This window comes from Moraxella lacunata (genome assembly GCF_900453205.1).
GTDB lineage: Bacteria > Pseudomonadota > Gammaproteobacteria > Pseudomonadales > Moraxellaceae > Moraxella > Moraxella lacunata_B.
Genome location: NZ_UGQU01000001.1, coordinates 356,527 through 376,459, shown reverse-complemented (window position 1 = coordinate 376,459; position 19,933 = coordinate 356,527). Strand labels below are relative to the sequence as shown.

16 protein-coding genes are annotated in these 19,933 nt (G+C 44.6%); 7 read left to right on the top strand and 9 right to left on the bottom strand.

Annotated elements, in window-relative coordinates; all coding sequences use genetic code 11:
• The first annotated feature begins 70 nt into the window (after positions 1-70).
• Both DX073_RS01890 and DX073_RS01885 read left to right on the top strand, forming a co-directional pair.
• The gene (locus DX073_RS01890; protein WP_115005005.1) at positions 71-736 is read left to right on the top strand and encodes a class I SAM-dependent methyltransferase; all 666 of its coding nucleotides are present in this window, start codon (positions 71-73) and stop codon (positions 734-736) included.
• Positions 726-1,925, top strand: coding sequence for a TIGR03862 family flavoprotein (locus tag DX073_RS01885; protein ID WP_115005003.1), 1,200 nt, complete (start codon positions 726-728; stop codon positions 1,923-1,925). The genes DX073_RS01890 and DX073_RS01885 overlap by 11 nt, the downstream gene beginning before the upstream one ends.
• A gap of 26 nt (positions 1,926-1,951) precedes the next feature.
• Here DX073_RS01885 and DX073_RS01880 read toward each other — a convergent pair whose 3' ends face one another.
• The 7 genes from DX073_RS01880 to asd all read right to left on the bottom strand — a co-directional run bounded on the left by DX073_RS01880 (position 1,952) and on the right by asd (position 9,644).
• Positions 1,952-2,605 (bottom strand): alpha/beta fold hydrolase, encoded by a 654-nt coding sequence (locus tag DX073_RS01880; protein WP_115005001.1) that lies wholly within the window; start codon positions 2,603-2,605, stop codon positions 1,952-1,954.
• Complete coding sequence (gene infA, locus DX073_RS01875) at positions 2,595-2,816, bottom strand: translation initiation factor IF-1 (protein ID WP_029102801.1); 222 nt, start codon at positions 2,814-2,816, stop codon at positions 2,595-2,597. Before infA ends, DX073_RS01880 begins: the two co-directional genes overlap by 11 nt.
• Positions 2,817-2,878: 62 nt before the next feature.
• Positions 2,879-3,685: a tRNA pseudouridine(38-40) synthase TruA gene (gene truA / locus DX073_RS01870; protein WP_404932907.1), complete on the bottom strand. Its 807-nt coding sequence runs from the start codon at positions 3,683-3,685 to the stop codon at positions 2,879-2,881.
• Positions 3,686-3,691: 6 nt separating this feature from the next.
• A complete protein-coding gene (locus DX073_RS01865) occupies positions 3,692-4,663 on the bottom strand; it encodes an asparaginase domain-containing protein (protein ID WP_115005000.1) in 972 nt (323 codons plus the stop codon).
• A gap of 105 nt (positions 4,664-4,768) precedes the next feature.
• Positions 4,769-6,751, bottom strand: a complete 1,983-nt coding sequence (locus DX073_RS01860) for a FimV/HubP family polar landmark protein (RefSeq protein WP_115004998.1) — start codon at positions 6,749-6,751, stop codon at positions 4,769-4,771.
• Between the two features lie 58 nt (positions 6,752-6,809).
• Positions 6,810-8,267, bottom strand: coding sequence for a type IV pilus assembly protein FimV (locus DX073_RS01855; RefSeq protein WP_115004995.1), 1,458 nt, complete (start codon positions 8,265-8,267; stop codon positions 6,810-6,812).
• Between the two features lie 240 nt (positions 8,268-8,507).
• Positions 8,508-9,644 (bottom strand): aspartate-semialdehyde dehydrogenase, encoded by a 1,137-nt coding sequence (gene asd, locus DX073_RS01850; protein WP_115004993.1) that lies wholly within the window; start codon positions 9,642-9,644, stop codon positions 8,508-8,510.
• Between the two features lie 975 nt (positions 9,645-10,619).
• Between asd and DX073_RS01845 the strand changes: the two genes are divergently transcribed.
• The 5 genes from DX073_RS01845 to DX073_RS01825 all read left to right on the top strand — a co-directional run bounded on the left by DX073_RS01845 (position 10,620) and on the right by DX073_RS01825 (position 17,451).
• Entirely contained in the window at positions 10,620-11,810 is a 1,191-nt protein-coding gene (locus DX073_RS01845) for a mechanosensitive ion channel family protein (RefSeq protein WP_115004992.1), read from the top strand.
• Positions 11,811-12,040: 230 nt separating this feature from the next.
• Entirely contained in the window at positions 12,041-14,884 is a 2,844-nt protein-coding gene (gene rlmKL / locus DX073_RS01840) for a bifunctional 23S rRNA (guanine(2069)-N(7))-methyltransferase RlmK/23S rRNA (guanine(2445)-N(2))-methyltransferase RlmL (RefSeq protein WP_115004990.1), read from the top strand.
• Positions 14,885-15,008: 124 nt separating this feature from the next.
• Complete coding sequence (ttcA, locus tag DX073_RS01835; RefSeq protein ID WP_115004988.1) at positions 15,009-16,079, top strand: tRNA 2-thiocytidine(32) synthetase TtcA; 1,071 nt, start codon at positions 15,009-15,011, stop codon at positions 16,077-16,079.
• A 115-nt stretch (positions 16,080-16,194) separates the two neighbouring features.
• Positions 16,195-16,725, top strand: a complete 531-nt coding sequence (gene hpt, locus DX073_RS01830) for a hypoxanthine phosphoribosyltransferase (protein ID WP_029102808.1) — start codon at positions 16,195-16,197, stop codon at positions 16,723-16,725.
• A gap of 90 nt (positions 16,726-16,815) precedes the next feature.
• On the top strand, positions 16,816-17,451 hold the full coding sequence (locus DX073_RS01825) for a trimeric intracellular cation channel family protein (RefSeq protein ID WP_404932917.1): 636 nt from the start codon (positions 16,816-16,818) through the stop codon (positions 17,449-17,451).
• Positions 17,452-17,620: 169 nt separating this feature from the next.
• Here the strand turns inward: DX073_RS01825 and purH are convergent, their stop codons facing one another.
• Complete coding sequence (gene purH, locus DX073_RS01820; RefSeq protein ID WP_115004986.1) at positions 17,621-19,213, bottom strand: bifunctional phosphoribosylaminoimidazolecarboxamide formyltransferase/IMP cyclohydrolase; 1,593 nt, start codon at positions 19,211-19,213, stop codon at positions 17,621-17,623.
• Between the two features lie 105 nt (positions 19,214-19,318).
• Entirely contained in the window at positions 19,319-19,576 is a 258-nt protein-coding gene (fis, locus tag DX073_RS01815) for a DNA-binding transcriptional regulator Fis (RefSeq protein WP_115004984.1), read from the bottom strand.
• Positions 19,577-19,933 lie beyond the last annotated feature (357 nt).

The window sequence follows — 19,933 nt, the reverse complement described above, 5'->3', positions numbered from 1 at the left end:
TAAAACAGTATTGTATATAAAAACTGTCATTTTCTATCATTTTCTAATCATTTTTAGACTCATCATTTTTATGCCATCCAATCCGTTATCTCATCATTTCCCCCGAATATTTCATTTAGCCAGTTTGCATCCGCCTAGGGATTTTTATCCCATTGCTGATACACCCATTTGCCTTGAAATCGGAGCGGGCAAGGGCAAGCATGCTTTGTTATTTGCTAGCCAAAATCCTGATAAGCACCTGTATGCCATAGAACGCACCGCCATAAAGTTTGGGGCGTTTGACAAACAGGCAGGTATGGCAAATCCGCCCAATCTGACCGCCATTCACGCTGACGCCATTGCGTGGACAGCCTTTGCGGTGTATCCCAAGCAACTCCAAACCTGCTTTATCTTATACCCCAATCCCGAACCCAAAAACAAAAACCAGCGTTTTTTGAATATGCCATTCTTTGAGTTGTTACTGTCCAAGATGGCAGATGGTGGGCAGATTATTTTGGCAAGTAACATTAGCGACTATATCGACGAAGCTGAGCGACTGCTTACTGAGATATGGCAGCTGCCTTATGTCAAAAGGCAGATAGAGCCGACGTCGGCACGCACGCATTTTGAGATTAAATATTTGGCACGGGGCGAGCGTTGCCAAGAACTTATCATTACCAAGCCTGGCGGTTATCGCACTCGCTTTGATGAAACATTGCCCTTGCATTTATCATGGTCGCCAAGCGATGAAGCCTAAGGTTGCCATCATTGGGGCAGGGGCGAGTGGTCTTATGGTCGCAGAGCATTTATCCGCTTATAATGTGGACATTTGTGTCTATGAGCAAATGCCAAGTGCAGGTCGCAAAATCCTATGGGCAGGCAAGACAGGGCTAAATGTCAGCCATGCCGAGCCGATGACGGCTTTTGTGGGGCGTTACACCCCGTCCGACTGGCTGACACCTTTTTTGCAAGTCTGTGATAATGCGTGGGTCGTAGATTGGCTTACTAGGCTGGGCATTGAGACCTATGTCGGGTCAAGTGGGCGGATTTTCCCTGTGCAGATGAAAGCATCGGCATTTCTAAGGGCGTGGTTACGTCGCTTGATGGCAAGGGGCGTGCAGATTTTTTATCGTCATGAGTGCTTGGGCGTGGATGGCAATGCTGTGCGATTTGCCCATAATGGGGCGGAGTTTGAGCAGACGTTTGATGTCATCGTGCTAGCATGTGGTGGCGGTTCGTATCGGCGATTGGGGGCGACAGGCACATGGCAGGCATGGCTGTCCGATGATGAGCTAACTCCGTTGTATGCCAGTAATGTCGGGGTGGTGCGGTCATGGTCGCCCTATATGGACAAGTTTTTTGGCAAACCGTTAAAAAGGGTGGGTCTGTGGACAGAGGGCGAGCCTGTCTCCCAAGGCGACATCATCATTACTCATTATGGCATGGAGAGCGGACTGATTTATAAATACAACAAAGCCATGCGTGCGTGTCATGATAGGATAAGGGTGTATTTGGATTTATTGCCTGACAAATCGCCAGATGACATCGCCAAGATATTTGCCAAAAATAAAAAGCAGTCTTTGAATAACATTTTACGAAAAATCGGCTTGGATGACGTGAAAATTGCCCTAATTCGTGAATGTACCCATAGGGCGGACTGGGCAAATCACGAACGCATGACAAGTTTTGTTAAATGCTTGCCGATGATGTTTGATGGTTTTCGCCCGATGGATGAAGCCATTAGCACAGGTGGCGGTGTCAAGCGGTCGGCATTAACTGATGAATTGCAACTAAAATCCAATCCTGCTGTCTTTGTCTGTGGTGAGATGTTGGATTTTGATGCCCCAACGGGTGGTTATCTTTTGACGGCATGTTTTGCCACAGGGCAGGCGGTGGGGCGTGGCGTGGCTCAGCTTTTAAAATTGCAACCGATAAAGGCAAGCTAAAAAGCCAAAAGCACACCCTAGATAGGCTAAGCCCGTCTAAATTTACCGTATTCCAAAAAATGTACCACTTGGTTGGCAACAGCAGAGCTGGTTAGCATGCCTGTATGAGTGACAGGTAAAATCAGGCTGTCGGTGGCAGATGGTAGTTCGGTCTCATGGACAAATACCGTGCCGTCATGGGCATGTCGGGTGCGGTAGTGGCGGTTGTGATAATTTAAAAACAGCAGACCCAAGCCTTGGGACTTATCCCCTGCAATCACACCAAATTCCACGTCATTAGGTACACTCGGGCAAGTGCCGTCCAACGCTCCGATATAGGACTGTCCGACTAAGGGTGACAGCGTGCGTTTAACATAAGTGGCACAAACACTGCCTTGATGGGGCGTGCCAAGGGAGACACAGCGATGAACTTGCCATGCGGGATAGTCGTGTAAAAACTGCCGAATCACCAATCCGCCCAGACTGTGAGCCACGAGATTGATGGGTTTGTCGGGACTATGATGAGTGAGCAGATAGTCATTTAGGCGTTTGGCGTGTGCCGAGACATCTTGGCGTAGACTGTGATAGGTGGGTGTATGCACGACAAAACCCGCTCGCCGAATGTATCTGGCAAGCGGATAAACAATCAAACTGGTTTGGTGCAAACCATGCAAGACGAGCGTGGTAGGTTTATTTGCCACGATAAGTAATGCGACCTTTGGATAAATCGTAAGGGGTCATCTCAACCTTGACTTTATCGCCTGTCAGAATGCGGATATAGTGTTTACGCATCTTGCCTGAGATGTGAGCGATGATTTCGTGTCCGTTGTCAAGGCGAACTTTAAATAGGGTGTTTGGTAGCGTGTCAATGACTTCGCCTTCAAACTCGATGATGTCGTCTTTTTTTGCCATAAGTCAGATAAGTTAAAAATGAAAGCGGTATTATAGTGGAAATTACATAAAATAGCAATGGATTACTCTAATAAACCAAGCCATAGTGGGGTCAAGGGCTGTTTTGGCAGTAGTTGTTGGAATTTGTCAGGATAATAAGCATTGATAAAATACAATCCGTCCGCATCTGCCGTGGGTGGTAGTAGTGAGCGGTCTTTGGCATCGATGAGTGTAGGCAAAGCGTCAATGTGGAGTCTACCTGTGCCAATGGCAAACAGCATGCCCATGATATTACGCACCATGTGGTGCAAAAAGCCGTCTGCTTGAATGTCTAACACAAGATACGCCCCATGTTTAAATAGGCGAATGTGATGAACGTCTCGGACGGGCTTGTTAGATTGGCACATGGATGAGCGAAAACTGCTAAAATCATGCGTGCCAAGCAGAAGTTGGCTGGCTTGCACCATAACATCGACATCAAGGGGTTCATAAAAATGAGTGACTTGATGACGTAAGATGGCAGGGCGATAGGGTTGATTTAGGGTGACATAACGATAACGGCGAGCGATGGCACCAAAGCGTGCGTGAAAGTCATCAGGCATGGGCGTAACCCACGTTAAGGCGATGTCGTCGGGCAGTAGGGTGTTCACGCCACGAAGCCACTGGTGGGGCGTGCGATGAGCGGTAGTGGCAAAATGAGCTACCATATTACCTGCATGCACCCCTGCATCAGTGCGACCTGCGGCGATGACTTCCACAGGTTCGTTGGCGACTTTGGAGATGGCGTATTCAAGGCGGGCTTGAATGCTGTCCACTTCTTGCTGACGTTGCCAGCCTTTATAATGCGTGCCAATGAACTCAATGCCAATGGCGTGGATTGTCATGCTCATCACTAATCACCAGTTATCAGAACATAAGGCGTTATTTATCGCCAGCCATAAAAGTTGCCCATAGATGGCAGAAATGCTCAATTTACCCCCTGACCACACATGATGAGCATATTGCCAAGACCCTGCGGCATAAGCGGTGCTCACCCCATGAAAAGGACACATGGTGGTGCATACCACAGGGATGTTTTGCTTATGTAGTCGGTCAAGCTCGGCGATGATGGCATCACTTTTGGGTAAATTGCCTGCCCCATAGGCGACAAGGATGACAGCGGTGGTGTTGTCACTGATGTTGGCTAACTCTTGGGCGATGTGCTTTGTGTCATTGGGCAGTAAAAAAATGCTTTTGATGTTGGCGGTATTGGCGTGATGTTTGATGATGTCAAAAGACTCGGGGCGGATTGTGGGTAATGTCAGGCTTGGATGGCTGACGTGTGTGCCATAAAAGGCATTGGGATTGAGACTGTCTATTTTTTGAGTGTTGTCCGCCCAAAAGGTTTGGTGGTAAAACTGCACAAACACACCTTGACGGGTTTGGCTGACATTGATGGCATCTGATAGATTATGCCAAGCATCGCTGGTATCATCTATGTGATAAGTAGGATTATCTGCCACAAGTAGTGGATTCATACTCCCTGTGATAACCAAGGATAAGTCGCGGTTGGTAAAGGCGTGAAATAAAAAACTTGCCAAAAAACTTAGGGTGTCCGTGCCTGTAATCAGCACAAATCGTCTGGCACCTTGCTGATGGGCGGTACTGATGAGTTCATAAAAGTGGGCAAAGTCAGTCGGAGTTAAGGTGCTACTGTCTTTGATGCAGTCATTATCCAAAATGACTTGCCTGCTGTCCAATCGGCTGTTTAATAAATTTTGTAAAACAGGTAAAAACTCATGGGCGGGTAAGGGCGATAAAGGCGTGCCATGACTGCCAAAAGTACCGCCAGCATAAATAAGATGGATGTCGTCTGATTGATAGAGCATGATAAGCTAAGTGTAAAATAATTGGGCGAATCATAGCATGGTTTTTATAAAAAAGCAAAAAGGCACATCGTAAGACATGCCTTTATTGTGTTGTCAAGTCGTGATTTATGCTAACTGAGCCAGTAATTCACGAGCGTTTTGTTGCTGAGTGGCATTACCTGTTTGTATCACTTCATCAAGCAGACGTTTGGCACTGTCGTACTCGCCAAGGTCAAGATATTGTTTGGCAAGATTTAAAGTGATACCGGTATTGTCCAGTTCATCAACAAAACCAAGCTCTGATGGAATGCCTGCTGTTTGCGTTGGTATGGCTGTGACGGGTGTAACAAAAGTAACTGGCTCAGAAACAGAAGCAGGAGTTGGCTCTGGCGTGGTTGTGGCAGGTGTTTCGGTAAAATCAAAACCGTTAATATCAAGACTGTCATTTGGTATGTTAGTGACAGGCGTGGTGTCAAACGCCAAATCGGTAGGGTCAAATGCCAGGCCATCATCTTGTACAGATTCGCTCACTGCTGGCGTGGACTCTACCTCCAAATCCAAATCGCCAAACCCTAAATCATCATCGGCACTGCTAGTAGGGGTAACAGTTGATGTAACCACAGGTGCTGATGTAGTCTCATTAAACCCTAAGTCAAAATCAGCAAATTCATCACTAGGGTCAATGGCTGGTGTTGGTGCTGGCTTAGTAGCAGGTTCAGTAGTAAGCTTGGTATCAAAATCACCAAAATCCAAATCAGCAGTTGAGGTAGTGTCTACCACAGGAGCAGATGGGGTTTCGGTACTAAATGTCAAATCAAAGTCGCCAAACTCACTCAGTTCGGTTTCTGGCTTGATTTCTGCTTGTGGTGTACTAACAGGCTTTGGTGTGGCGATTGATACATCAGTATCAAAGTCAAAGCCATCAAGAGCTAAGTCATCACTTGGTGCTGTATCAGGTGTAGCAGAAGTTGGGATAGGTTCGGGAGTGGCTTCAAAATTAAAGTCTAGGTCACCGCCCAAGTCATTGCCCATACCGCTCAAGGTGTCTTCGATGGCAGGTTCATTAACTTTATTTGATGAAATCGTACCAAAATCTAAGTTATCTAAGTTGGGTTGTTCGCTGACAGCAGGGGTAGGCTCTGGCGTTTCAAATTCAAAATCAAAACCATCTAGTGCATCATTGGCTTGGTTGTCTACCGCTGTTGGAGTGGGGGCAGGGTCAAGACTAAATTGTACATCTAAATCACTCTCTAAACTGCCATCTGGGCTCATCAAATCATTTGATGTGGTGTCAAAGTCAAGCGTAGGCTCATTGCTAAGTGCAGGTGCTACCACCTCTTTTGCTGGTTCATCAAAGGAGAAATCGTCAAAATCTAATGTCGGCTCAGCAGTAGGCTGTGGTGGCTGAACAGGAGTGTCAAAGTCTAAATCAAAGTCACTACCACTCAGCGTAGGCTCAGCGGTAGGTGCTGGTGTATCTAAGGTTTCTAAGTCAAAATCAAGTGAGGTGTCAGCATTGGTGGCAACACTTGGTGTGGGCTTGGATGCTGGTGTTTCAAAGTCAAAATCTAAGCCATTATCAAAGGCATCAGATGTCTGATTTTGCGTAGCAACTGCCACAGCAGCAACAGGAGCGACCACGGCGGCTGTTTGAGCGGGAGTGGGCTGTGGTGTGGGTGCTTGTCCTGCGCTACTGTTTATCTCATCTTCTAATAGCGATTTGCAAAAATCAGCTTCACGAATGGTCTCGCCATCGGCAATCTCATGGATTTTTTGGTGTAGTTGGTTAAAGGCAGCAAACTGTTTGGTAACGCCATAAGTTTGTAGTAGTTTTAGCATCGCACCGTTATGACGGGGATTGGTCATTAGCACCCGTTTTAACTCGGCAATCGCTTCATTGTAGTTCTGATTGCGGATATGAGCCTCAGCGGTGGCAAGGTCATTGCTAGTTGCTGTCGGTGTGGGTGCTACTGGGGTTTGCTGAGTAGGGATATGAGCCTGTGGACTGGCAGGCAGTTCTGTTTTTTGAGCTTGTAGTTTTTTTAATACAAAAAACGCCGCAATACCAATTACAAAAACAGCACCAATGGCGATAATAATGGTTTCCATGATAACTCCGATTTATTAAGCTTGATATACAGGCTTAATGGGCAGTGCCCTTTGTTAATTATTTTTTCTCTTTGAGGCTTTTTAAGCGGCTTTCAAGTTCAGCAAGTTTTTGATTTTGTAGTTGAACTTTTCTAGCAGCTGATGAGAGTTCTTCGTTTAGACTGTTAACACGTTTGGCATTACTGGCAGTTTGCTGACGTGTATTTTTCAAAGTACCTGCTAAATTACCGCCACCTGCCGCTGTGTTGGATGAATGTTTGTTGTTGGTGCCTGTAGCACTACCTTGTTGCGTGGGTGTTACCAAGGTCATCTGAGCCTTTGGCAGGGCTTTTTGAGCAGGCTTGGCGGTCACTTGACTGCTACGTTTTGGTGTCTCTTTTCTGGTTTGTCTTGCTGTGTTACTTCTACTTGTGGGTTGTCTTGCAGTAACAGCTCGCTCTTTGCTGGCTCGTCTAGCTTCAATAGCTTCGGCAATCGCTTTTTGTGATGGTATGACCTGATAGTTGGGTAAGTTTAAGTTAGCATTTGTTTTGAGCTGGTTGATGTTGCCTTTATTGAAAGCATCGGGGTTGGTTTCATGAATCGCAGCCATTACTTCATTGACATTCATGTTATTTGCCTGTGCAATAACATTAGCAATGTTCCATAAACTATCGCCTTGTTGCACGACATAAATGGCTTGACTTGACTGTGACTCGGTAGGTGTTGCCACCTGGCCTTGCTTGGGCTGTGACACCTGCTCTGGTGTGGTGTCTTGGGCAATGAATGGTTCGTCAAAGGTTGGGTTGGTAGGTGTGGGCGGTACTTGCCCGGCAGGATATACACGACGGACGATTTCTTCGGTCAGGATGTCAACCTGTCTGTTAGTGCCTTCAGGGGTAATTTGAGATAATACCGTTTCTTCTTTAGAGATGATATTACCTTCGCTGGTACCAACAGCGGTAGGAACGGGTTCAAGCACAGGTGTGTCTTGGGTAATGACCTGCGTTACTGGTTCATCTAATGACATGGTGTCATCAGGTGTTTTGGTGGTGGGGCTAGTCTCGGGTAAGTTGGGTCGAGTCTCAGCGGTAACCACTTGTGTTACTTTGTCTTCGGGTAGGGTGAAAGCATTGGCGGCGGGCAAGGGCATAAGTAGCGTCTGCGGCTCAATGATTTGCTCGCCGTTGTTATTTAGATTTAATACCACATCAGCAAAAGGCGTGCTAATGGGTTGATTAGAAGTTAGGGTAATTTGACCTGCATTGTTTGACGTGGGTGTAAAACTTACTGAAATCTGAGCATCAGGACTAAGCCCCATTTGGCGGTATATGTCGTTACTGGCGACAGATGCGTGGAAGTTGGCAGCGTCAATATTAGTAACATTTATCGTGGCAGATAAAGGCTCGTGTTGTGCCGATGTGATGTTGGCTTGACCTAGATTCATGGCGGAAGCATTTAGGCTTACCATACCAAACAACGAAGCAAGCACTGCTTGATAAATAAAAGTAGTGCGGTGAGTTTTATGCCAAGACATAGTTATCCTTTCAAAAGGTTGTCAATAATGAATAAAAATAGACTGTTCAATAAACAGTTTTATGGTGTATTTATAACAAAATATGGCAAAAAATGCTAGCTTATTTTGATAATTTGCAAATATATGGTATTAAAACGTGGGCAAGTGGTAAGATTTTTGCAAAAGTTTACAATATTTGCAAAGATTAAAACCACTTGACCGCCAACGAGGTGATTTGATTTAGTCAATTAGGCTCGTGTATTAAATTCTACCTTGAATAATGGCAAGCATGCGGCGAAGTGGCTCGGCAGCTCCCCACAATAGCTGGTCGCCTACAGTAAAGGCGGTCAGATACTCGCCCCCCATGTTCATCTTACGCAGACGACCGACCGCCACACCCAATGTACCTGTTACCGCCACAGGGGTAAGGCGTGCCATGCTGTCGGGTTTGTTGTTAGGGACGACATCAAGCCACGGATTTTTGCTATCGATTAGGGCTTTTTCGATTTCGTGCAAAGGAATGTCTTTTTTGAGCTTGATGGTTAAGGCTTGGCTATGGCAACGCATTGCCCCAATACGCACACAAATACCATCAATGCTGATGATGTCTTCTTCTTTGCCTAGGATTTTGTTGGTTTCGGCTTGACCTTTCCACTCTTCACGGGATTGACCGTTATCAAGTTGACTATCAATATAAGGGATTAGGCTACCTGCAAGCACCGCCCCAAAATGCTGTTTGGGGAAATCGTCTGCACGCTGAGTGGTGGCGATGGTGCGGTCAATCTCCAAAATGGCAGATGCAGGGTCGGCAAGTTTGTCCGCCACGCTATCACGCAGTACACCCATACCAGAGATAAGCTCACGCATGTTGTTGGCTCCTGCACCGCTTGCTGCTTGATAAGTCATGGCAGACACCCACTCCACCCAATCACGACGGAACAGCTCGCCGATTGCCATGAGCATAAGGCTTACGGTGCAGTTACCACCAATAAAGTCTTTTTTGCCATTGGCTAGAGCATCATCGATGACGTTGCGGTTAACTGGGTCTAAGATGATGATGGCGTTGTCGTCCATACGCAGTGAGCTTGCCGCATCAATCCAGTAACCATTCCAACCGCTTTCACGCAAGGCAGGGTGTACTGCTTTGGTGTAGTCGCCCCCTTGACAGGTGATGATGGCATCACATTTGGCAAGTTCGTTAATGTCGCTTGCATCTTTTAAGGTGCCAGCACTCTCAATTTTGCCATCAAAATCAGGAGCATTGCCACCTGCGTTACTGGTCGAAAAAAACACAGGATTGATGTGGTCAAAGTCGCCTTCTTCAAGCATACGGTTCATGAGTACCGAACCTACCATGCCACGCCAGCCCACCAAGCCAACAGTTAACTTATCTGTCATAATTAACACCTTAGATTTATTAAAAAGTTGTAACTCATAACTATGCCTTTTTTGGACAAAAAAAGCAAGTGTTTTTGTCAAATTTCATAAATTTTCTAGTAAACATCAGTAAAACTGATAAAAACTGATAATTTTTCACACAAATGTCGGCAATCGCTTACAAAATTTTAGGCATTTTACCAATGGTCAGCGATGGGAAGAGTTTTTATAATACGCAAAAATTAAATGGTAAAACCAAGATAAAACTAGGATGACAGGAACTAAATCGCCGTTAGGAATGGCAGGGAAAACTTATTGCAATCTTACCCATACCCAGTTTAGTGATAAGCTGGGTTTATTTTTATATTGTTGGGAGTTTGCTTGTCTTTGGGTGTGGGTAAGTAAGATAAGATTTAACCGTTTTTTATGAAAGAATACTTTAGATTTCTCTCCAGAAACACTAAAGTCAAACCCTTATAAATATCGCAACTGCATTTTTAGAAAAATATGTAGAAAGCCACTGTGAAAATGATCTTATAGAATTTTTTAAATTTTTAAAGTCTAGAAAATATCAGGGTTTGGATGTATCAACATTTTATTTTGCAGTATGTTTAAAAGTTAAGGTTTGTATAGAAGTCTATTAAAGTTCATGCAAAACCAAGGCTCGCTTTTCTTTTGCACTTGCAATGAAAAATGAGATAAAGTCGCACGTTTTTTTAAGGAAAAAACGCAAGTTGTGAGTTTTCTATGAAGTAAGTTTTTGACGAACAAAAGCAAACCGACCACTTAATTTAAAAAATTAAGTTAAAAATCCTAAAAATCTAACGAATTATACTCATCCAAGGGCTGTGGGGTCAATATTTGGCTAAAACTCTTTTTAACACCATAGGCTTTATGTTATAATTCACAAACCTTATTCATTCTACCACATCTTTGTTGATGTGGTTTATTTATCGGTTGCTATCGCCCACTTTATCATTGCCCATTCATCAGCTCATGAACCTACCCCATTTTTTTGAAAAAATCCTAAATGATTTGTACCAAAGCGTGTATGTGTCGCTTGGCGGTTCGCTTGAAGATGAGACCCTAAACTGGACAGAGCGGGGTATGGCTGTTGCCAGTATTAGCATTAAGATATTGATTTTATTGGTAATTATTGGATTTTTTTATTGGCTGTTGGTCTATTTATTAAAGCATTGTCGCCGTCCGCTACACCTATCACAGCGTCATGTTTGGATTGCTCGGGCGGTGCTACGTTATACATGGTTTGTGGCGAGCCTGCTTGCGGTGATGACACAGATTGGCACGCAGGCAGAGACCATTAAGGCAACGGCAAAAGCGGCGACTTGGGCAGGGTTTTATTATGTGCTGTGGGCGACCAGTGGACAAATGGTTGCCAGAGTGTTACGTTACTATGAACTCAATGCGTCCATTGAACAACTGCTCAAAAACTTAATTTTGGTGCTGATTATCGTTTTTGCTTTGGCAAGCGTACTCGCCCAGTTCGGTTTTGACATTGTCTCACTGGTGGCAGGTCTGGGTATTGTGGGTTTGGCAGTGGGTTTTGCCGCCCAAAGCACGCTTGCCAACTTCATCGCGGGCATTACCATTTTGATAGAGCAGTCGTTTCAAGTGGGCGACTGGATTCGGTTGGGCGACAAAGAAGGGCGAGTGGTCAAAATCTCCCTACGAGCCACGCAAATCCTTGACCGTGATAACATCATTATCATCATTCCCAATTCGACCATGTCATCATCAGAAGTGATTAACCTAACGTCCAAAAAGATGATAAGATTTGATGTTAAAGCAAGAATTGGCTTATATGACGATGTCGCCCACGCCAAAGAAATCATCATCAAAACATTAAGCAAAGATGAAGTGATTTTAAAACACCCAGCCCCTATGGCGACCGTCAGTGAAGTGGGCGAATATGCCATTTATTTTATTGTGCGTTTTTGGGTTGCTCCATTATCGGTTGCCCGTATCCCGATCATCAAAGAAAACATCAATGAGCGTATTAAACGAGCCTTAGATGAAGCAGGATTTGAAACCCCTTATCCTTATCAAGAGATATTGTTTAACCGCTCAGATGATAAAGAAAAACGCTTGGCAGTAATTCATCAAGCATTGGATAAAAATATCAATGACAAAGAAGAAGATGTGGAGAGTGCCATAAAAAAGCAGTAACAATTAATTAAATAAATTGGTGTTATTTATACAATTATCTGTGATTTAAATTGATAATAACAAGCAATCATCTTGACAATGGCACTAACATCATTTTGCCCCGCCCATTTACCCTGCTAAACATCACCCCAAAAACAACAATTGCCACTACCATACCCGTCCCAAATTATGCTATAATATTTGGTTTACCCAAACCCCTTACCAAAATTCTTATCAAATAAGCCCACACCATGCCAAAACTACCCTTTGCCGATTTTACTCCCACCGCCTTTGATGTTGTCATCACTTGTGCGGACGGTCTTGAAAATGCCTTGTTGATAGAGCTTGACTTGTTTGGGCTAGTCGGGCAGATTGTGCGGACGGGGCGGGTGCGTGTGGGCGTGTCGCTTGCCGACTTTTACAAAATTTGCCTATATAGCCGAGTGGCAAGCCGTGTGTTACTGCCCATTGGCGAGTATTATTTTCGCCAAAAAACCCAAACCGTAAACCAAGTGCGTGAAAGTGGCGGTAAAAAAACCACCCGCACGGTTGAGACCAAAGTCATTGACGAAGACGTTCCTACCGCCTTGTATGAATTCGCCAGTCGCTATGATTGGACAAGCGTGTTTGGCGTGGATAACACCTTTGCCATACGCCTATCCACCGACAAACGCCTATCGGTAAACCAACAATTTGCCACCTTGCGTATCAAAGACGCCATCGCCGACTGCTTTAACAAAAAATTAGGCGAGCGACCAAATGTGGACAAATCCCCCGATTTTCACATTTACGCCCACGCCACAGGTGAGCTTGCTGAGCTATATCTAGACTTATCAGGCACAAGCCTGCACCGCCGTGGCTATCGTGTGGCGAACACGGACGCTCCTTTAAAAGAGAATTTGGCAAGTGCGTTGCTTTATGAATGCAACTGGCACAAGGGCGAGCATACCGCCATTATTGACCCCATGTGTGGCTCTGGCACGCTCATCACCGAAGCCTTGCTTATGAAAACCGCCTACCCTGTGGGCATTGACAAAAAAGCAAGCGATTTTGGCTTTTATCATTGGCAACACCACGATGATGAGCTGTGGCAAACCCTTGCTGGTAAAGTCTTAGACGACTTTCATGCCAACCTTGCAAGCCTAGAACAAGCCCTTATCAAAGGCGACTTTACCGCCCTTGCCCTAGATGTTGACGCCCATGCCGTGCGTGCCTGCCACAAAAACCTGATAGCGTCCGCCCTTGCTCCCATTGCCGAGTACGTCCGCCTAGAACAGCGACCGCTTGCCACTGCCAAAGCCGTGCTGAGCGAGCTTGCCACCGCCTATCCACTTGTCATCACCAACCCCCCTTATGGCGAACGACTGGGCGAGAGCGATTTTATCAAGCCCTTGTATCACGGCTTGGGGCTTATCGTGGCGGACGGCTTACGCCATGTGGGGCGTGCGGACATGGCAGTGCTGGCAAGCCACATTGAGCACGCCGACACCTTGCCGATTAGCGAACCAAACACCCTAAAATGCCACAACGGGGCATTGACTGTCTATTTTCGTCATGGGGCGGTAGAATTTGCCAAAACCGACCGTTTGGCACATGACTTGATTGTCAATTTTAATAAAAAAGACATTGATAATCCTGACAGTCAAGAATTTATCAACCGCTTACAAAAAAATATCATCAATCTAAAAAAACACGCCCAAAAAAACAATATCAGCAATATGCGAATTTATGACGCTGATTTGCCCAATTATAATGTGGCGATTGATATTTATGGCGATAAAATTCACGTCCAAGAATACGCCCCACCAAAACAAATTCCCACCGATGTCGCCAAAGCCCGTTTTAATTTGGTATTATCCGCCATTCGGGATATTTTTAATGTCCACCGTGAAAGCATTTTTATAAAAACCCGCATGCGACAATCGGGCAATGACCAATATACCAAAAACACCAAAGACGACAATCAAAAACCCAAAAAAATGTATGTCGCTCATGAACACGGGGCGTATTTATATGTGAATTTTACCGATTATTTGGATACGGGGTTATTTATTGACCACCGTAATATTCGTGAAATGATAAAAAATGCCAGTCGCGGCAAAAATGTCTTAAATCTATTTGCCTATACTTGCACCGCCAGCGTACATTCGGCAATGGGCGGAGCAAAATCAGTAACGAGCGTGGATTTATCTGCCAATTATTTAAATTGGGGCAAACAAAACTTTGCCCTAAATGGACTTGATTTGACCGCCACAACCTTAGACGATACGCCAAAATATCAATTCATCGCCACCGATGTCTTTGATTGGCTAAAAAATAATACCGAACAATTTGACGTGATATTTATTGACCCACCCACCTTTTCTAATTCTAAAAAGTTTAAGGGAACCTTTGATGTACAGCGAGACCATGTCGCCCTGATAAGCCGTGCCATGAACCGCCTTGCTCCAAATGGCGTGCTGTATTTTAGCAATAACTTTACCAAATTTGTGCTGGACGATGAAGTCAAGGCTCGCTATGACGTAACGCCAATCACCGATAAAACCATTGGCGTAGATTTTAATCTAAAAAAACCCATTCATCAAAGTTTTAAAATCACGCACAAAAATCAAATGATGAAAGTGTATGAATTTGAAAGCGCGTTTGATACCGTCAATGATGATTGGCAAGATAAAATAACCGCTTATAATAAAAAAGACGATATAAAACATTCAAAAGACAGAGCATTTAAAAAGTCTTTTGATAAATCTTTTGACAAATCGTTTGATAAAAAATCCAAAGACAAATCAAACAACCCACGATTTAAAAAAGATAATAAAAAAGAAAGTTTTAAAAAAGACGGTTTTAAAGACAATGGCAAAAAGTCATTTGATAAAGATAAATCTTTTAATAAAAAATTTGATAAATCTGATAAGCCATTTGATAAAATACAAACAGGCAAAGACAGATTTTATGATAATGAACCTGTTAAATCAGATAAGCCAAAAGTACGCTATGAAAAGATTGACGGAAAATTGGTTGCCATACCCATTGACAACACCCAAACCAATGAATCCAACAAACCCAAAAAATATACGGTAAAACCAAAATCATGAGTTAAAAAATAGATTTAAAAATGGTAGGGTGCGTACCACACACCAAACAACCGTTTTTTATTGGAATGTAGGGGCGAATTGCATTTGCCCAATATTAAACCAAATATAAATTTGAGAAACAGCCATGACCGATAGCCAAAATTTAACCGATGAAATCCTAAACGATGTAGAAAGCCATTCTGAAATCATCCACGCCCTATCTGCCGACAGTGAGCGAGAGACGGACACGGAAGGCGATGATGAGCATGACTTTGATGACGGCATCAAATCCGCCCGCTTCAAAAAACTACAAAAGAAACTGCGTAAAGAAGTGTCGTGGGCGATTCGTGATTTTAACATGATTGAAGACGGCGATGTCGTCATGGTGTGTATCTCAGGCGGTAAGGACAGCTTTACGTTGCTTGATATTTTACTGTTTTTAAAACGCATTGCTCCGATTAACTTTGAAGTGGTTGCCGTTAATCTTGACCAAAAACAGCCCAATTTCCCCGAACACGTCCTGCCTGAATACCTATCTAAACAAGGCATTCCGCATTATATCCTAGAAAAGGACACGTATAGTATCGTAAAATCAGTCGTGCCAGAGGGCAAAACCTACTGCTCGGCTTGCTCTCGCCTAAGACGTGGCTCGCTGTACGGCTTTGCCAAGCAGATTGGGGCAACCAAGATTGCTCTGGGTCATCATCGTGATGACATTTTGGCGACTTTCTTTTTGAATTTGTTTCATGGCGGAAGTCTAAAAGCCATGCCCCCCAAGCTGTTATCCGATGACAAGCAAAACGTGCTTATCCGTCCGCTTGCCTATGTTGCCGAAAAGGATATTATCAAGTACGCAAATTACAAGCAGTTCCCCATTATCCCGTGTGGGCTGTGTGGCTCACAAGAAAACCTGCAACGGGCGATGATAAATGACATGCTTCGTGAATGGGACAACGCCCACCCAAAACGCCTAGCGAGTATGTTTAAAGCCTTGCAAAATGTCGCCCCAAGCCAGCTTGCCGACCGTGAGTTGTTTGATTTTGAAAGTCTAAAAACCGAGCGGACGGACGATGAGAGATTATTTGAAGGCGATAATATCCAAGTGGGCGTAAGCGAAAAACTTGCCGATATTGGTTTGCCGACCGCCCCGCAAGTGCAGACCTTTAACCCTAAATTTAGCAACAAAATCCCAACGATAAATCCTGTTATTGATTGATTTTACGGGTATTAAAGTTGGGGTGTAGGGGCGAATCACATTCGCCTAACATCAATACATCATTGATTTACCTGTCAAATTTAAATCAATTTTAACAAAACCAAAAGGTAGTTTTATGACCATACCAAATCTAAACATCATGATTAGTAGCGAAGAAATCGCCCAAAAAGTAAGCGAGCTTGGCAAACAAATCACCGCCCATTATGCCAATAGCGATAAAGAGCTGATTTTAATCGGACTGCTTCGTGGTTCGGTGATTTTTATGGCGGATTTGTGCCGAGCGATTGACAAACCGCATGAGTTTGATTTTATGACCGCATCTAGCTACGCCAAAGGCACGGTATCTAGTGGCGATGTCAAGATTTTAAAAGATTTGGACGGCGACATTCGTGGTAAAGATGTGTTGATTGTGGAAGATATTATTGACTCTGGGCGTACGTTGTCCAAAGTCGTGGAGATTTTAAAAACCCGTGAGCCAAACTCCATTGAGCTCTGTACGCTTGTCAGTAAACCGTCTCGCCGTGAGATAGACATGGACGTAAAATTCTTAGGTTTTGAAGTCGAAGACCGCTTTATCGTGGGTTATGGCTTGGATTATGAACAAAAATACCGCCATTTGCCATTTATCGGCGAAATTGGCTTATAATGATAACTCATTGACTTTTAGGCTATTTTAAAATTATAAATAAAAATCGGGTATCATGCCCGATTTTTTGATGATAGAATGATTATGATGATAGAGTTAGCCCAACCAATTAATACGGCAAGTTTGATTTATGTGCTTGATTTTATTGGGGTTATTGCCTGTGCAGTGGCAGGCACCATGCTTGCCATTAGTAAGGGTTTTGATTTGTTTGGTTGTATTTTGGTATCTATGGTTAATGCCATTGGCGGCGGGACGATTCGTGATGTTATGCTTGACCGACACCCACTCTTTTGGACGATAGATTTAAATTATGTGTTCGCCATTACGATAACATCAATCCTATGTCAGATGTTTTTTCGTCCAACGGCACGCATGAATGGCGTGTTAAAGTTGTTTGACGCCATTGGATTGTCGGCATTTAGTGTGATTGGGCTGACGGTGGCGTTATCGATGGGGGCGACACCGCTGATTGCCGTGATGATGGCGGTGATGACGAGTATCGCAGGCGGTATCATGCGAGACATGATTTGTCAAGAGTTGCCGATGGTACTGCAAAAGGAGATTTATATTACCGCCAGTATCTTGGGGTCGCTGACCTATCTGGGGCTGGGGCGACTGGGTGTGGTGGCGTGGCTGTGTGAGCTTGCCATGCTGATGGTGGTGTTTGGCGTGCGAATGCTGGCGGTGCGATATGATTGGCATTTGCCGAGCATTCGCATGGTGTAAGATACAACAAATTAACCCCAATTTGCACCGATGTTAAATCTTGAAAAATGCCTTTGTAGAGGCGTGCTTTCCACACCCTTTGGTGGTGTATTTTGAGGTTTGATGATTATACAAGCAAAAAATAAACCCCAAGATAGGGGTTTATTGTTGGTTGGGATATGTCCTAATTTTAGTGTCTAAAATGCCTCATGCCGGTAAATACCATGGCAATGCCATGCTCATCAGCGGCTTTGATGACTTCTTCATCACGCATAGAGCCACCGGGCTGGATAATGCACTTAATGCCAGCGTTGGCGGCGTTGTCAATGCCGTCTCTAAATGGGAAAAAGGCGTCCGATGCCATAACTGCCCCTTCAACAGGCAGTCCTGCGTGTTCGGCTTTGATGACGGCAATGCGAGCAGAGTTCACACGGCTCATCTGCCCTGCACCGATACCGATGGTTTGGCGGTTTTTGGCATAGACGATGGCGTTGGATTTGACGTATTTGGCAACTTTCCATGCAAAAATCAAATCATCAAGTTCCTGCTCGGTGGGCTGTGCTTTGGTAACGACTTTTAGGTCGGATTTGTCAATCACGCCCAAATCCTGCTCTTGAACAAGCAGTCCGCCATTCACACGCTTATAGTCAAGCTGTGGGGTACGTTCGTTGATGTTTGGCAATTCGCCACAGGTCAGTACACGCACGTTTTTCTTGGTGGACGTGATGTCAAGCACACCGTCTGCCACGCTTGGGGCGATGATGACTTCGACAAATTGACGGTCAATGATAGCCTTGGCGGTCTCCACGTCTAGCTCACGGTTAAAGGCGATAATCCCGCCAAAGGCAGACTCAGGGTCGGTGGCATAGGCTAGATTATAAGCGTCCAAAATACCGTCAAGCGACACCGCCACACCGCAAGGGTTGGCGTGTTTGACAATAACACAAGCAGGCTTGGCAAAGGATTTGACACATTCCAATGCTGCATCGGTATCGGCGATGTTGTTGTAGGATAGCTCTTTGCCTTGCAACTGTTTGGCGGTGGCGATAGATGCTTCTGTTGTATCGCTTTCTACATAAAAACTGGCGGTTTGATGGGGGTTTTCACCATAGCGGAGTTCTTGGGCTTTGTTAAGCTGAATGTTAAAGGTGCGTGGAAATTGGGTTTTGGCGGTGGCATCTTCGCTTAATGTCTCGCCTTTGTCTAGCAGTCTTGCCCCCAAAAAGCTCGCTATCATGCCGTCATAACTGGCAGTATGTTCAAAGGCTTTAACCGCCAAATCAAAGCGAGTGCTGTCTGATAACCCGCCATCTGCTTTTAGTTCGTTGATGACCGTGGCGTAGTCGGCAGGGCTTGTGATGATACCCACATATTTGTGGTTTTTGGCAGATGAGCGCACCATGGCAGGGCCGCCAATGTCAATATTTTCAATGGCATCGCTCATGGTAACGCCATCTTTGGCAACTGTTTGGGCAAAGGGGTATAGGTTCACCGCCACGATATCAATGGCATCGATGCCATGCTCTGCCATGATGTCAGCATCTAGCTCACGGCGACCCAAGATACCGCCATGAATCTTGGGGTGTAAGGTTTTGACTCGTCCGTCCATCATTTCGGCAAAGCCGGTGTGGGCGGAGACTTCTGTGGCATTGACACCGTTGTCGGTCAAAAGTTTAAAGGTGCCACCAGTGGATAAGATACCAAAGCCTAAGGCAGATAATTCTTGGGCGAATTCTACAATGCCTGCCTTGTCAGAGACGGAGAGTAGGGCGAATTTTTTCATAAAAATACCTTTTTGGGTTACAAGGGTGGATAAAACAGGATTAAAAAGTGGGATTAAAACAAAACGAAAACCCGCCAAAAAATGACGGGTGCAAAAAATTAGAAATTATAATAAGCCATGCGTTTTTAGCTTAGTGCGGAGCGTGCCACGATTTAGCCCAAGCATTTGAGCGGCTTTGGATTGGTTGTTGCGTGTGTGTCTCATGACCGTTACCAACAAGGGTCTTTCAAATTCATGCAAAAAAATCTCATACATGCTTGTAGTATCCTCACCATTTAGGTGCATCAAGTAACTTTCCACTGCTTTTTTGACTTCGTCGTATAGAGGGGTAGTTTCTTGAATGGGGGGCGTGGGGGTCATCATAACAGCTCCTGTGTCTCACTTAACCTTGTTCTTGCGAGTGGTAGGCTAGGGCGTGCCTGCCCTTTATAACACAATTTAAAATATAGAAATATTTTAGAAATAAAGTTGCATTTTTGCATGAAAAATGGCTAAAATCTGGTTTTTCATCGTCAAAAACTTGCTTGATAGAATGGCTATCAGTCTCAAGTTTTTTCGGTATTGTTAAATAAAGATAGATTTTAAGGTTTTCCGTTCGGACTGAGCTTGTCGAAGTCTAGGAAAACCGTTATGGTTCGACAAGCTCACCACGAACGGCTTTCTAGAAAAGTATACTCAATTAACAATACCGTTTTTTCCTTGAAAAACGGGCGATTTCCC